The organism is Propioniciclava sp., from assembly GCF_029977985.1.
Taxonomy (GTDB): domain Bacteria; phylum Actinomycetota; class Actinomycetes; order Propionibacteriales; family Propionibacteriaceae; genus Propioniciclava.
Genome location: NZ_JARKOT010000272.1, coordinates 1 through 13,990 on the forward strand (window position 1 = coordinate 1; position 13,990 = coordinate 13,990).

Here is a 13,990-nt window from a genome sequence, read left to right on the forward strand (position 1 = left end):
CGGCCACGGTCCCCGCGCAGCACCGCAGCCCGCGCGAACGCACCTGCCACCTGGCCGGCCCGGGCCACCGCCCAGCCGATCGGCCCGAAGTGCTTCCGGATGTACCGCTCCTGCGACGCATGGAAGTGCGCCTCCCGCCGCGCCGAGTCCGTCGACGTCGCGGCACCCTCGTGCAGCGCCGTCACGGCGTCCACCACGACGTGCCGCCACCCCAGCCGCGACGCCCGATAGGCCCAGTCCGTCTCCTCCGCGTACAGGAAGAACCGCTCGTCGAAGCCGCCCACCTGCTCCAGCGCCTCTGCGCGCAGCAACAGCACCGACCCGATCACGAACTCGGGCCCGCGCCGCCACCGCGACAACCCCACCGCCTCCAGCCACGTCCCCACCGGCGACGGGAACGGCCACGACACCCGCGCCGCCACGCCCTCCGAATCCCTCTGCGCCGGACCCACCGACGCCACGTCCGGCGCCGCGTGCAACGCCGCCTGCAGCGCCGCCACGTCCGCCAGCGACACCTCCGCGTCCGGGTTCACCAGCAACACGTCCGCCCCCGGCACCTGCCGGTCAGCCAACGCCGTGTTGACGCCGAACGCGAACCCCCCGTTCCGGCCCGAGTCGACATACCGGACGCCCAGGTTCCGGCACACTGCCTCGATCTCCGGCATCGACGAATTGTCGATCACCGTCACCGGCAGGGACGCCAGCGGCGTCAGCGCCCGCCGCACCAGAGCCGGCGCGCCGTAGGCGATGAGAACGGGTTCGACAGGTCTCGACACGCCGGCCCCGCGCGCAGCCGACCCGCGGCGGCCGTAAAGGTCCACGTACTCCTCGGCGACGGCGTCCCAAGTGCACGAGGCGGCACGCGCCAGGCCCGCGGCGCGCAGGCGGTCGGCGAGGCCGGGCTCGTCCGCGACACGCAGCAGGGCCGCGGCGAGGGCGTCCGGATCACCCGGAGGCACCAGCAGCCCCGCACCCGCCACGACATCAGGCAGGGCCCCGGAATCGCTCGCCACCACGGGGACGCCGCAGGCCATGGCCTCCACCGCCACCCGGCCGAACTGCTCCAACCAGCCCGGCGTCGGCAGCGACGGGATCGCAAGCACTCCCACCGACCGGTAGAACGCCGCCAACTCCTCCGCCGGCAGTGCGCCGAGGAACTCGACGCGTCCCGCAAGATCAGCGTGCGTGGCCCGCTCGGCCAACGCACTGGCGTCCGGCCCGGCACCGGCGACGCGCAACCGCAGCCGCGGCGTCCGGGCCACCGCTTCCAGCAACACGTCGACGCCCTTGTGGGCGGCCAGCCGGCCCGCATACCCGACGACCGTCGGCGGCGCCGGCTCGGCGGCGGGCGTCCACAGGGCGGGGTCGATGCCCAGCGGGATCGTGCGCGGAGCACCGGGAAAACCCTTGGCGACGCAGATCGCCCCCGCTTCGTCGTTGCACACGCTCAAACCGGACGCCCCCCGCAGCGCCCAGCGCTCGAACCAGCGGAACGGCACCGGGTAGCGCTTGCGGATGTTCTGCGCCGAGTAGAGCACGTAGGGCGCGCGCTGCCTCCGCAACGCTCTCAGCGCCAGAATCTCGGCCGTGGCCAGGGCGAACGGCTCCTCGTGGATGTCGATGACGTCCCACGACTCGCCGAGCGCGCGCCACAGCGGCACCGGGTCGTAGACGAACAGCGCCGGATGGCTCCCGAACGTGCGGACGCCGCGCACCTGTTCCCCCTCGCGCGGCTCCAGCCGCACGGGCGCACCCGCCTCGTCCCACACCCGCGCGCACAGCAGGTGAACGTCGACGCGCCGGCGCACGAGAGCGCGTTCGCGCTCGCGCCACGCGTCCACGACGGCGCTGTGCGAGATCCGCAGGACGCGCACCGGGACTCCTTCTACGGGGGATGGTCGACCACTCATCCTACCGTCGCAGCCGTGCGCGAGCCGTCACCCGCCGTGGGACGTCCGGGCGTTCCCGGACGTGTGGGACAATGTTTGTTGCTGTCTGTCATCACCCCGAGGAGATCCCCGTGCAGGTCCGCGAGTTCCTGACCATGCTGGCCAGGCGTTGGAAACTCATTGTCGCCTGCGTCCTGCTCGTCACAGCCGCCGCCGCGGTGGCAACGATGCAGCAGACCCCCGTCTACGAGTCGAAGACCCGCGTCTTCCTCGCCTCCGACGCCCAGGGCTACCTCATCTCGTCGGCCGACCTGGGCACCTTCGTCGAACTGCTCGGCTCCCCCGTGATCCAGGATCCGGTGCGGGCCAAGCTCGGACTCGACGCCGGCACCCCCCTCAACATCGCCGGCTCGGTCTCCGACAACGCGCCCATTCTCGACATCCTCGTCCGCTCCGCGAACCCGCAGGTGGCCTACGCGGTCGCCAACGAGGTCGGCCCGCAACTCGAGAGCATCGGCGGCCAGTACGCGCCCCTTCTCGCGGCCGCCGGCGGCAGTGTCAAGGTGACGGCCCTGGTGCCGCCCACGATGCCCGGAGAACCCATCAGCCCCAACCTGCGCAACAACATCGCACTCGGGGCAGCCATCGGCTTGGCCCTCGGCGTGGGCGTCGCCCTGCTGGTCCACTTCCTCGACACCCGCATCCGCACGGGCAACGATGTGGAGGCCCTGACGGACCGGCCCATCCTCGCCACGCTGCCGCGCGCGCGAGCCGGCGAGACCGGCATGATCATGGAGGACTCCCCCCACAGCATCGCCGCCGAAGAGTATCGCCGCCTCCGCACCAACCTTCAGTTCGTCGACGTCACCACCGGCGGCAAGCACTCCTTCGTCGTCACGTCCGCCATGCCGTCCGAGGGCAAGACGACCACCGCCGTCAACCTCGCCCGTGCCTACGCCGACTCCGGCGCCCGCGTCCTGCTCGTGGATGCCGACCTGCGCAACCCGTCCGTCGCCAGGATGCTCGGCCTGGAGGGCTCCGTCGGCCTCACCACCGTGCTGCTCGGCCAGGCTCGCCTCGCCGACATCGTCCAACCGTGGCCCGATTCCGACCTCGACGTCCTTCCCGCCGGCCCGGTGCCTCCCAACCCGAGCGAGTTGCTCGGCTCCGAGGCCACCGCGTCCCTCTTCGACCAGATGCTCGACGCCTACGACATGGTCATCGTCGACAGCCCGCCCGTGAACCCCGTCATCGACGCGGTCCTCCTCGGCCGCCTCACCGGCGGCCTGTTGCTGGTCGTCAGCGCCCAGCGCGGCCGCAAGCGCGAGGTCAGCGCGGCGCTCAAGTCGCTCGACACCGTCGACCAGGAGGTCGCCGGCGTCGCGCTCAACATGGTTCCTCAGGGGGAGTCGTCCTACGGCACCTATTACGGCTACGGCGACAACGCCAAGAGGACCAGCCGTCGCCGGCGGCGTCCGGCCAAGGCGAAGCCCGCCACGGTCCGCGAGCCGGAGCCCGCCCGCCGTTACACGGGCTGAGCCGGCGGCGACCATGCGCATCCTGACGGTCTGCACGGGCAACGTCTGCCGCTCCCCCGCCGCCGAATATCTCCTCGCGGACGCCTTCGCCGACGATCCCGCGGTGGTCGTCACGAGCGCCGGCACCGGCGCGCCCGAGGGGATGCCGGTGTCCCCGGTGGTCGGCGAACTGCTCCGCGAGCGCGGCATTGACGCGAGCCCCCACCAAGCCCGCTATCTGACACCGGCGATCGTCGCCTCCGCCGACCTCATCCTCACCGCCACCCGCCAGCACCGCAGCGCCGTCGTGAGCCTCGCGCCCCTCGCCCTGCGCCGCACCTTCACGTTGCGTGAGTTGCCGCGGCTCATCGCCGTGGCCGGCCCGGCCGCCCTCGATCCGGCGCCCACCCCCTCCGCCCGCCTCGCCGCACTCCTTCCGGCCGCTCTTCGTCGCCGCGGCGGCGCCACGCCCGCCGACGACGACATCGAGGACCCCATCGGGCGCGACAGGGCGTTCAACGCAGCCGTGCTGGCCCAGATCGCGGACGCCGTGGCCCAGCTTTCGGCGCAGGCGCACGGGCGCTGAGCCCGACTCAGGCGGCTTCCTCGAGCAGTCCGTGCTCGATCAGGTAAGCGACGAACCGCTCGACATCGGCGCGTACCACCTCCGGTGCCACCCCGGCAGCCTCCGCGACCGCATCCACGAGCCGCTCCCGTGGCTCGCGCACCGCGACCGACCAGATGAGCGAGCCGGCGGCGTCCAGGCAATGGATCGGGCCGGCGGGCAGCAGACCGAGGTAGACCAGCCCCTCGGACTCAGCCACCCCCACGCCGACCGGGCGCCGCAACCGGCCGCTCACGCGTGCTTCTCCCTCAACCGGTCGATCTCCTCGCGCACGCCGCGCGCCGGCCGGGCGAAGAACTCGCGCAGGATCTCGCGCTTGGTCGGCGTCCGGCCCCACAGGGCGGCCAAGTGGCGCACGTTCACCAAGGGGGCACGCAGAACGAGCAGGAGCGCCTCGCGGCGCGTCGGAGCAGCCTTGATGCGTGCCCACCAGTCCTCGAAGCGCGTCCCGCCTTGCGAGGCCACCCGCCACAGGTCGTACTCCCGCGCGGTGCGGTACTTGTCGAGGTGGCCGAGGGCGGCCGCGAATGCGAGCTGGGCGCCGAACTCGTCGACGAGCGCGCGCACCTCGTCCTGCTGGGCGGGCGTGGCGTCGAACCAGGAGGTCTTGAGGTCCTGCAACTCCTTACCGCCCATGCCGCGCGCAGCGTGCAACAGCAACACGAGCCGCTGGACCCCGACCGTCGGCACCGGGCACTCCACGCCGCCCAGCGTGCGCGTGCGGGCGTGGCGGGTGAGTTGGTCGAAGGTGTCCGACGGGGAGCCGCTCAGCCCCGGGTAGAAGCGGTGGACATCCACGTGCCCCCAAGTGTCGCTCCAGTAGGTGGCGGCGTGGGCGAACGACGAGTTCTCGTCGAAGTCGGTCTCGATGCGCCAGCCGGCAGCACTGAGCGCGTCGAGAAACGCCGCGAGATGGGCGGGCCGGACGAGCACGTCGACATCGCTACCGCTGCGCCCCTCCCAGACGAGCGCGGGGTCGAGGGCGAGACCCTTGAGGTGGAAGACGTCCGCGCCGGACAGCTCGGCGACACGCTGCACGGCCGCGTGGGCCAACTCCAGCCGCACGCGCGCGGGGATGGTGTTCACCTCCGGCTCCACGCCGACCCATCCTAGCGGAGGGGCGCTGGGGTACCCTGCGGCACAGGAGGTGCCCATGACCGAGCCGCGGGTGGCCATCGCCCACGACTACCTCACCCAGCGCGGCGGTGCCGAACGGGTGGTGCTGAGCCTCCTCAAGGCGTTTCCCGGGGCGCCCGTGTACACCACCCTCTACGACCCCGACGGCACCTACCCCGAGTTCCGCGACGTCCACGTCGTCACCTCTGGCCTCAACCGCATCCCCGCGTTCCGGCGCGACCACCGGCGGGCGTTGCCGCTGCTCGCGCCCGCGGCGTCCCAGCTGCGCATCGACGCCGATGTGGTGGTGGCGTCGTCGAGCGCGTTCGCGCACGGCTTCCCGACAACGGGCCGCAAAGTCGTCTACTACCACACACCCGCCCGGTTCCTCTATCTCGCCGACGAGTACCTCGGCGAGCGGCCCAGCCGATCGCTGAAGGGGCTGGCGCTGCTCGCGCTGCGGCGTCCGCTCGTCGCCTGGGACCAGCGCGCCGCCCGCACGGCCGAGGTCGCCCTCTGCAATTCGACGGTCGTGCAGCAGCGGATCGCACGGGTGTATGGCAACCACGCCGAGGTGTTGCCACCGCCCGCCGGTGTCGTTCCGGACGCCGCCGGCTCGGCCCCGGCGTCCCTCGCCGACTGGTCGGGGGGCTTTCATCTGGTGGTCTGCCGGCTGCTGCCCTACAAGAACGTGGACGCCGTCGTGGCCGCTTTCCGAGAGCTCGGCGAGCGGCTCGTGGTGGTCGGGCGCGGCCCCGAGAAGGAGCGGCTGGCCGAGCTCGCGCCGCCCAACGTGCGCCTCGTCGAGGGTCTGACGGACGCCGAGATGCGCTGGGTGTACGCGCGCGCGAAAGCGCTGGTCGCGGCGAGTTTCGAGGACTTCGGGTTGACCCCGCTGGAGGCCGGAGCGTTCGGCAAGCCGGTCATCGCCCTGCACGCCGGCGGCTACCTGGACACCGTCGTCGACGGGGTCAACGGCACCTGGTTCGGCGCACCGACGGCGTCCGAGATCGCGGCCGCCGTGCGCCGCCACGGGGAACGGACCTTCTCCGAACAGGCCATCCGCGACCACGTCGAACGGTTCTCGGAGGACCGGTTCGTGGCCCGCATCCGGGCCGTCGCTCTGGGCTAGAAAAGGCCGCCCGCAGCGTCCGAAACCCTCAAGTTGACGGTCACCCTTGCGGGTGACGGGGAAACTTCCCCCTTGGCGTCCCGAGAAACCCGGCCGCATACTGGGTGCGCCCCTATAACGATGTTCGGGTCACCGGTGTGACCGCTCCGGTGCCATGGTCCGGACGACGTTGAGAGGGGCGCGATGCTGATGACCGAACTGTCGAGCAGAACGCGCATGGCCCACACTTTCGAGCGACACCTCAGCGGCGTTTGGCGGTTCCGACGTGCACGCAGCACTGCGCTGCTGGTCGCCGACCTGGGCGTGCTGCTGCTGACCGCCTTGCTGGCGATGCTGGGGCGCGACCGGTTGGGCGTGTTCCGCGCCACCGAGGACGTCGCCCAGAACGTGCTGCCCGTCGCGGCTCTGCTCGTCGGGCTGTGGATCGTCGCGCTCGCCTTCTCGGGTGCCTACCAGTGGAAGCGGATCGGCTTCGGCACCGGCGAGTTCACCGCCGTGGTGACCGGGTCGCTGGTGACGGCCGGCCTGGCCGGAGCCGCCGCCTACCTGGCGAGCTACGACCTGTCCCGCGGCTTCTTCGTGCTGGCGTTCGCGATCGGGACGCCGCTGCTGCTCGTCGAGCGCTTCGTGATGCGGAAAGTCATCAACCACCTGCGGACGTCGGGAGTGCTGACGACATCGGTGCTGCTGGCCGGCGTCCCCTCGCACGTGGACGCGCTCGCTGCCGTGCTGAACCGCTCGCGGTGGCTCGGCTACGAAGTGATCGGGGCTCTGACCAACGCCGGCGACGAAGTCGAGACGCCCCACGGGCTTCCCGTGGTGGGCACGCTCGACGACGTGGCGGAGGTGGCCACGGCGTCGCAGGCCGAGGTCATCATCTTCACCGAAGGGGCCTTCCCCAAGGCCGGCGGGTTCAACCGGCTCGCCCGGCAGATGGAGGACCACCACGCCCAACTCGTCGTCGTTCCCGCCCTCACCGACATTTCCGCGCAGCGCATGAACATGCGGCCCGTCGCCGGCCTGCCGCTGGTGTTCGTGGAGAGCCCGGGTGCGGCGAAGGCGACCCGGTGGGCGAAGCGGACGTTCGACGTCGTCGGCTCGTCGCTGGCCCTGCTGGTGGCCGGGCCGGTGATGGGCCTGATCGCGCTGGCGATCAAGCTCGAGGATCGTGGGCCCGTGTTGTTCGACCAGGTCCGCGCCGGGCTGAAGGGCGAGCCGTTCTCCTGCTTCAAGTTCCGCTCGATGGTCATCGACGCGGAAGAGCGGCTTGCTGAACTGCGCCGACAGAACCAGTCGGGGTCGGTGCTGTTCAAGATGAAGGACGACCCGCGCATCACCCGGGTGGGCCGGTTCATCAGGCGGTTCTCGCTCGACGAGTTGCCGCAGTTGGTGAACGTCCTGCGGGGCGACATGAGCCTCGTCGGGCCGCGCCCGGCGCTGCCGTCCGAGGTGGCCCAATACCACCGGCACGTGCACCGTCGCCTCGACGTGCGCCCCGGGCTGACAGGGCTGTGGCAGGTCTCGGGCCGGTCCGACCTCTCCTGGGACGACACCGTCCGGCTCGACCTGTACTACGTGGACAACTGGTCCCTCATGCAGGACCTCGCCATTCTGAGCCGGACCGTCGGTGCTGTCCTACGGGCGCGAGGGGCGTACTGAGTGGCCCGTGCCGCGTGACAACGGCGTGCGCGCCCCCCCGATCCGCGGAAGAATGACCGCCATGCGCGGAATCATTCTGGCGGGCGGCTCCGGGACGCGCCTGCACCCGATCACGCAGGCCACGTCGAAGCAGCTCGTCCCCGTCTACGACAAGCCGATGATCTACTACCCGCTCTCCACGCTCATGTTCGCGGGCATCTCCGAGATCCTCATCATCACGACGCCGCACGACTCCGAGTCGTTCCGGCGCCTTCTCGGCGACGGCCGCCAGTTCGGCATCTCGATCAGCTACGCCACACAGCCCGAACCGAAGGGCCTCGCCCAGGCATTCACCATCGGCGCCGACTTCGCCCGCGGCGACAAGTGCGCCCTCATCCTCGGCGACAACATCTTCAGCGGTCCCGGCCTCGGCCGCCAGCTTCGCAAGTACCACGACATCGAAGGCGCCGCCGTGTTCGCCTACTGGGTCGCCGAGCCGAGCGCCTACGGCGTCGTCGAGTTCGATGACGACTTCAAGGCCCTCTCGATCGAGGAGAAGCCGGCGAAGCCCAAGTCCAACTACGCCGTCCCGGGCCTGTATTTCTACGACGAGGACGTCGTCGACATCGCCGCCCAACTCAAGCCCAGCCCGCGCGGGGAGTACGAGATCACCGACGTCAACCGCGTCTACCTCGAGCGTGGCACCCTCCAGGTCGAGGTGCTGCCGCGCGGCACCGCCTGGCTCGACACCGGCACCTTCGACTCGCTCAACGACGCCAGCAACTTCGTCCGCACCGTCCAGGCGCGGCAGGGCCTCCAGGTCGGCTGCCCCGAGGAGGTCGCCTGGCGCAAGGGCTTCCTCACCGACGACGAACTCCGCGAACGCGCCGACGCGCTCGTCAAGTCCGGCTACGGCGCCTACCTCCTCAACCTCCTGGAGCAGGACCGACGCTAGCGGCGTCCCCACCGCAACGACCGGACGCCGCCGGCGACGGTCGCGCCTTGTTGCCGTCCCCGCTCGGCCTGCAAGGCCCGCGACCGATAGAATCTGGCCCCGTGGCTCACTACCTCGTGACCGGCGGCGCCGGCTTCATCGGCAGCAACTTCGTCCACCAGCTCGTGCGGGAAACCGATCATTCGGTGACCGTCTTGGACAAGCTCACCTACGCCGGCAACCGGGCGTCCCTCGACGGCCTGCCCGCCGAACGGGTCGAGCTCGTCGTCGGTGACATCTGCGACGCCGCGCTCGTCGACAAGCTCACGGCGGACGCCGACGTGGTCGTCCACTTCGCCGCCGAGTCGCACAACGACAATTCGCTGAACGACCCGTCCCCGTTCATCGACACGAACCTCGTCGGCACGTTCACGCTGCTCGAAGCGGCGCGCAAGCACGACAAGCGCTACCACCACATCTCCACCGACGAGGTGTACGGCGACCTCGAGCTCGACGACCCCGAGCGGTTCCACGAGACCACGCCGTACAACCCCTCGTCGCCCTACTCGTCGACCAAGGCCGGCTCCGACCTGCTCGTGCGCGCGTGGGTGCGCAGCTTCGGCGTCAAGGCGACGATCAGCAACTGCTCCAACAACTACGGGCCCCGCCAGCACGTGGAGAAGTTCATCCCGCGGCAGATCACGAACCTGATCGACGGCGTCCACCCGAAGCTCTACGGCGCCGGGCTGAACGTGCGCGACTGGATCCACGTCGACGACCACAACTCCGCCGTGCGCCGCATCATCGAGGCCGGCACCATCGGCGAGACCTACCTGATCGGCGCCGACGGCGAGAAGAACAACAAGGAGGTCGTGGAGCTGATCCTGCGTCTCATGGGCGAGTCGCCGGACGCCTACGAGCACGTCAACGACCGGCCCGGCCACGACCTGCGCTACGCCATCGACTCCACCAAACTGCGCACCGAGCTGGGCTGGCAGCCGCAATACCGCGACTTCGAGTCCGGCCTGGCCGCCACCATCGACTGGTACCGGGCCAACGAGGACTGGTGGCGTCCGATGAAAGAGGCCACCGAGGCCAAGTACGCGAAAACGGGACAGTGAGCATGGCCGATCTCGCCGTCCACACCACGCCGATCCCCGGCCTGCTGGTCGTCGACCTGCCCGTGCACGGCGATGCGCGCGGCTGGTTCAAGGAGAACTGGCAGCGCGCGAAGATGGTCGCCCTCGGCCTGCCCGACTTCACGCCCGTGCAGAACAACATGAGCTACAACGCCGAGGCGGGGTCGACCCGCGGCCTGCACGCCGAACCGTGGGACAAGCTCATCGGTTTGGCCCACGGTCGCATCTTCGGCGCGTGGGTCGACCTGCGCGAAGGCCCCACCTTCGGCACGTCGTTCACGCTCGAGATGGGCCCCGAGAAGGCCGTCTTCGTGCCGCGCGGCGTCGCGAACGGCTACCAGGCACTGGAGGCCGACACCGCCTACAGCTACCTCGTGAACGACCACTGGTCCCCCGAGGCGCGGGCGTCCTACACCTACCTCAATCTCGCCGACGAAACCGTCGCGATCGACTGGCCCATCCCCCTCGACGAAGCGACCATCTCGGACGCCGACGCCGCCCACCCGCGTCTCGCCGACGTGACACCCATGCCGCCGCGGCGCGTCGTCATCGTGGGCGCGAAGGGCCAGCTCGGCCGGGCGCTGCAAGCGGTCTACCCGGACGCCGTCGCTGTCGACGTCGACGAGCTCGACATCACCGATCCGGACGCCGTCGCCGCCTTCGACTGGCACGGCGTCGGCACGATCGTCAACGCCGCGGCCTACACCGCGGTCGATGCCGCCGAGACCCCCGAGGGGCGCAAGCTGGCTTGGTCCATCAACGTGGACGCCGTCCGTAACCTGGTCGCTGCGGCCCGCGCCCACGAGGCGACCCTCGTGCATGTGTCCAGCGACTACGTCTTCGACGGGAAGGCCGAGCAGCACACCGAGGACGAACCCTTCAGCCCGCTCGGGGTCTACGGCGTCACGAAGGCGGCCGGAGACGCGCTCGTCGCCACCTGGCCGCGCCACTACCTCGTGCGCACCTCCTGGGTGATCGGCGAGGGCCGCAACTTCGTGCGCACCATGGCCTCGCTCGCCGAGAAGGGCGTCAAGCCGGCCGTCGTCGACGACCAGTTCGGGCGCCTCACCTTCACCACCGACCTCGCCGCCGGGATCGCCCACCTTCTGGCGACGGGCGCCCCGTACGGCACGTACAACCTCACCGGCGACGGCGCCGTCCGCAGCTGGCTCGAGGTCGCCCGGCAGGTGTACACGCTGACGGGACACGCGGCGTCCGACGTGTCGGGCCAATCGACCGAGGACTACGCGGCCGGCAAGGTCGTCTCGCCCCGGCCGCGCCACAGTGCCCTGGCCCTGGACAAGATCAAGGCGACCGGTTTCGTCCCGCGCGATGCCGACGCCGCCCTGCAGGAATACCTGGCCAACGGTTAGGCTGCGCGGGTGACGACGCTGGACGTGTACGGGCTCGGGGTCCGCACGCACGTGCACGTCGGCGGTGAGCGGGCCGACGAACTCGCGGACGCCGTGCGCGCGGCTTGGTCGCGCTGCCTCGAGCCCACGCCCGGGGCGATCGACGGCGGCGTCGTCCGGGCGGAACTCCTGGCGGAGGGCGAGGCCCGGGCCGGCGACCCGCGGAACCGCGATGCGGGCCGGGCCGTCGTGCGTGGCGGCGACCGGCTCAGCCTCATGCAGGCACTCACCCAAGCCGTAACGGCGGCCAACATCGCCGCGCAGACCGGTCGGCTGCTCATGCTGCACGCGGGGGCAGTGTGCGATGCGGCTTCGGGGGCGACGGTCGGGTTCGTGGCGCCCGGCGGAACGGGGAAGACGACCCTCGCGCGAGCGCTGGGCGGCCGCTGGGGGTACGTGACCGACGAGACGCTGGGCGTCCGGCTGGATGATCGGGGCGTGGTGGCCTACCCCAAGCCGCTGTCGGTGCGGCTGGACGAGTCGGGGACGAAGCGGGAGTTGTCGCCGGACGCCTTGGGGCTGCGGCGGCCGGGGCCGGAGCTCTGGCTGCGCCGGCTGGTGCTGATCCGGCGGGACCAGTCCGTGCGGACTCCGCACGTGGAGGAACTCGGCGTCGTGGACGCGCTCGTGGGGTTGACGCCGGAGACGTCGGCGCTGGGGCGCCTGCCCCGGCCGCTGCACGCGCTGGCCGATCTGCTGGACGCGTTGGGGCCGACGCTGCGGGTGACGTACGCCGAGGCGTCCGGCGCGGCACCCGTCGTGGCTGACCTGATGGGGGCCGCATGAGGGTGAAAGCGCAGGTGCCGCTCGACCGGCTCGAGCGCGACGGCCGCGTGGTGGCACTCTACGAGTCGCACCTCGTGGAGTTGGGGGCGCTGGGCGACGCGGTCGTCGCTGCCGCGTCGGACTGGATCGAGGAGTCCGCGCTGGCCGACCTCCTGGTCGCCGAGTTCGGCGCGCCGACGGTCGGGTCGGCGTCCGACGTGCTGGAGACGGTCCTCGCCGACCTGGCGGCTCACGGGGTCATCCTCCGCGGCTGACATCCTCCGTGGGTCCGTGCCTTGGTTGGGTGCCGCGGGGAGGTTCGGTGCCCGGGGGTGGGTCACGTTTTTGACCTTGGTTTTTCGCCACGTGCCACGAAACGCTATGTCGAAAAGACTATGTCACAAACCTGCAGCCGGGTCCGGCGCTGTCCCTCGGACGCCGCCCCGCCAGTCGGCCCGGACGCCGCGGAAAACGGCGGCGCAGGGCGCTTGACTCTCCCACAGTGTCAGCGTCGACGCTGGATACACGACCAACTTGAGGAGGAATGATGCAGACCACCGTTCGCGCCATCACGTTCGACTGCGCCGACCCCCACGCCCAAGCCGCCTTCTGGTCCGAGGTCGTCGGACGCCCCGTAGACGCCCGGGTCAACGACTACGTCGCGGCGATCGGTATGTGGCCGCGCCACCTGGACGGGCCCACGTTCCTGTTCTGCGCAGTCCCCGAAGCCAAGGTGGCCAAGAACCGCGTCCACCTCGACCTCGAAACCGCAGACCGGCGCGCCGAGGTCGCTCGTCTGGTCGCCCTCGGCGCCAAGCACGTCGCCGACCACGACGAGTACGGCGTGTCGTGGAGCGTCCTCACCGATCCCGAGGGCAACGAGTTCTGCCTCGCCGACCCGCACGCCTGACCCTCGGCAACCGGACGCCGCCGCTCACCCGAGCCGGCGGCGTCCGTCTGAGCGGCCAGCAGACACTCAGCTGGCCTCCCGCAGCGCCCGCCGGCGCAGCCCCTCGGCCCGTGCCGCCTCGACCTGGGCCATGACGACCTCCTCGCACGCGATCAACGCCAACACAGGCACGTCCAGACTGATCACGTCGGCCCGACCGATGGCCAGCGCGTTGCTGCGCAGCGCGTCGTCGATGCGCGCGGTGCCCTGGTAGTGCTGGGCTCCGTTGATCTCGACGTGGACATCGCAGTCGTCCCAGTAGACGTCGAGGTAGACGTGACCGCGGCCGTCGTTGCGGAGCACCTGTCGGCTGGGCTCCGGTATGCCGCGGGCCCGGCACTTGCGGGCGAAGTCGATCTCGCCGAGCGACTGCGCCCCGTCGCACACGTCCTTGATGATGCCGTCGAGGGCCTCTCGCCGATGGGAGTAGCCGACCGCGTCCCACTCCTTCAGCAGGTCGTCGGGCCGAACCAGACGCTGCTGCACGGACATCGCTACGATCGTCGCCGCCGACCGGTCGGTCGGCGCCCACTGGGCCGCCCTGATCGTGGCCGTGACGGGGGGCGTCCGGCGAAGCCCGTCGATGAATCGGCCGACCGCCCGGCTGCGATGGTGCCGGACGCCCGGCAGATCGCGGACGGGCACGTTGTTGGGGACCGAGACGTGCAGGACGGGTTCGGTCCAGCCGGTGAGGCCGGCGGCGATGAGAGCGGTGACACCGTCGAGCACCGAGCTCCGCGTCGATTCCCAGATCGCCCACCACAGGCGCGCGCGTTCGTTCACCTCGGGGCCGACGACCGAGATCGTGTGGCAGCCGATCCGGTGCCAGGCGCCTCGGCTGAGTTCGACGTTGATCTGCCCTTGACTGATGCCC

General features: G+C 71.0%; 14 protein-coding genes. 10 read left to right on the forward strand and 4 right to left on the reverse strand.

Annotated features, from left to right (window positions below):
• Positions 1-1,874 (reverse strand): glycosyltransferase (locus tag Q1K57_RS14630; RefSeq protein WP_300083908.1); only part of this gene is annotated, 1,874 nt, incomplete at its 3' end.
• A 146-nt stretch (positions 1,875-2,020) separates the two neighbouring features.
• On the opposite strand from Q1K57_RS14630, the gene Q1K57_RS14635 reads away from it, so the two are divergent.
• Complete coding sequence (locus Q1K57_RS14635; protein ID WP_300083910.1) at positions 2,021-3,427, forward strand: polysaccharide biosynthesis tyrosine autokinase; 1,407 nt, start codon at positions 2,021-2,023, stop codon at positions 3,425-3,427.
• Between the two features lie 13 nt (positions 3,428-3,440).
• Positions 3,441-3,992, forward strand: coding sequence for a hypothetical protein (locus Q1K57_RS14640; protein ID WP_300083912.1), 552 nt, complete (start codon positions 3,441-3,443; stop codon positions 3,990-3,992).
• Between the two features lie 7 nt (positions 3,993-3,999).
• Here Q1K57_RS14640 and Q1K57_RS14645 read toward each other — a convergent pair whose 3' ends face one another.
• Both Q1K57_RS14645 and Q1K57_RS14650 read right to left on the reverse strand, forming a co-directional pair.
• Positions 4,000-4,266 (reverse strand): PqqD family protein, encoded by a 267-nt coding sequence (locus Q1K57_RS14645; RefSeq protein ID WP_300083914.1) that lies wholly within the window; start codon positions 4,264-4,266, stop codon positions 4,000-4,002.
• Positions 4,263-5,129 (reverse strand): nucleotidyltransferase family protein, encoded by an 867-nt coding sequence (locus tag Q1K57_RS14650; protein WP_300083916.1) that lies wholly within the window; start codon positions 5,127-5,129, stop codon positions 4,263-4,265. The genes Q1K57_RS14645 and Q1K57_RS14650 overlap by 4 nt, the downstream gene beginning before the upstream one ends.
• A 55-nt stretch (positions 5,130-5,184) precedes the next feature.
• On the opposite strand from Q1K57_RS14650, the gene Q1K57_RS14655 reads away from it, so the two are divergent.
• From Q1K57_RS14655 to Q1K57_RS14690, 8 genes are all read left to right on the forward strand, one after another.
• The gene (locus tag Q1K57_RS14655) at positions 5,185-6,279 is read left to right on the forward strand and encodes a glycosyltransferase (protein ID WP_300083918.1); all 1,095 of its coding nucleotides are present in this window, start codon (positions 5,185-5,187) and stop codon (positions 6,277-6,279) included.
• 216 nt (positions 6,280-6,495) lie between these two features.
• Positions 6,496-7,938: a sugar transferase gene (locus tag Q1K57_RS14660; protein ID WP_300083921.1), complete on the forward strand. Its 1,443-nt coding sequence runs from the start codon at positions 6,496-6,498 to the stop codon at positions 7,936-7,938.
• A 61-nt stretch (positions 7,939-7,999) separates the two neighbouring features.
• On the forward strand, positions 8,000-8,872 hold the full coding sequence (gene rfbA / locus Q1K57_RS14665; RefSeq protein WP_300083923.1) for a glucose-1-phosphate thymidylyltransferase RfbA: 873 nt from the start codon (positions 8,000-8,002) through the stop codon (positions 8,870-8,872).
• 101 nt (positions 8,873-8,973) lie between these two features.
• A complete protein-coding gene (gene rfbB / locus Q1K57_RS14670; protein WP_300083925.1) occupies positions 8,974-9,972 on the forward strand; it encodes a dTDP-glucose 4,6-dehydratase in 999 nt (332 codons plus the stop codon).
• A gap of 2 nt (positions 9,973-9,974) precedes the next feature.
• A complete protein-coding gene (locus tag Q1K57_RS14675) occupies positions 9,975-11,363 on the forward strand; it encodes a sugar nucleotide-binding protein (RefSeq protein ID WP_300083927.1) in 1,389 nt (462 codons plus the stop codon).
• Between the two features lie 9 nt (positions 11,364-11,372).
• Positions 11,373-12,188: a hypothetical protein gene (locus tag Q1K57_RS14680; RefSeq protein WP_300083929.1), complete on the forward strand. Its 816-nt coding sequence runs from the start codon at positions 11,373-11,375 to the stop codon at positions 12,186-12,188.
• On the forward strand, positions 12,185-12,442 hold the full coding sequence (locus tag Q1K57_RS14685; RefSeq protein ID WP_300083931.1) for a hypothetical protein: 258 nt from the start codon (positions 12,185-12,187) through the stop codon (positions 12,440-12,442). Before Q1K57_RS14680 ends, Q1K57_RS14685 begins: the two co-directional genes overlap by 4 nt.
• Before the next feature lie 272 nt (positions 12,443-12,714).
• Positions 12,715-13,077, forward strand: coding sequence for a VOC family protein (locus Q1K57_RS14690; RefSeq protein ID WP_300083933.1), 363 nt, complete (start codon positions 12,715-12,717; stop codon positions 13,075-13,077).
• Between the two features lie 66 nt (positions 13,078-13,143).
• Here the strand turns inward: Q1K57_RS14690 and Q1K57_RS14695 are convergent.
• On the reverse strand, positions 13,144-13,990 hold an 847-nt coding region (locus Q1K57_RS14695), incomplete at its 5' end, for a hypothetical protein (protein ID WP_300083935.1).